Source organism: Psychrobacter sp. 1Y4 (genome assembly GCF_051847555.1).
Genome location: NZ_JBPYDE010000805.1, coordinates 1 through 610, shown reverse-complemented (window position 1 = coordinate 610; position 610 = coordinate 1). Strand labels below are relative to the sequence as shown.

The 610-nt window shown below is 43.9% G+C and carries 1 protein-coding gene; it reads right to left on the bottom strand.

What is annotated here, in order from left to right:
* On the bottom strand, positions 1-610 hold a 610-nt coding region (locus ACS8FC_RS18975), incomplete at both ends, for an inorganic phosphate transporter (RefSeq protein WP_439297931.1).

The window sequence follows — 610 nt, the reverse complement described above, 5'->3', positions numbered from 1 at the left end:
CCACACCAAAAGTTAACATGACAGCAGGTGGTACAGCCGCTTCAGTCGAGATGCTATTGGTACGAATGACATCCATAATCGCAGCAAAAGGACCAACCGCGTTGGCGATATCGTTCGAGCCATGGCTAAAAGCAAACGCTGACGCGGTAAAGACCTGCATCCAGCTAAACATAATAAAGGTGGCTTTGGTCAGATCTTCTTTGTGCTTACCGCGGATACTCTTAGTATAAATGTAGGTTGCAAGCCAAACGAGGGCTGAAATCATCCCCATGATTAAAAAGCCTTGCAACGTCGTCATACCGTTATTGACGTTTTTCAGACCTTTAAAGACAACCAGTGAGGCCATAACTGCACCGCCTATAGCCGCAATCGTAGGCACCCATTGCTTGAGCGCTTTTAGCGTATCAAGGCTGCTGCGCTCATTCTCAATCTCATACAGCTCTTTATAATAGTCGGTCTCTAAATCTTCAACAACACAGTCATCGTCTTTATAAATTTCTTGATCTCGTAACATCGCTGATGTGTAAGCCAATTGCTCTGACTCGGTTAGACCATCCAAAAACTCTTTATGGTTTTGCTTTAATACTTTTTTATTGGCTTTTAGCTCACC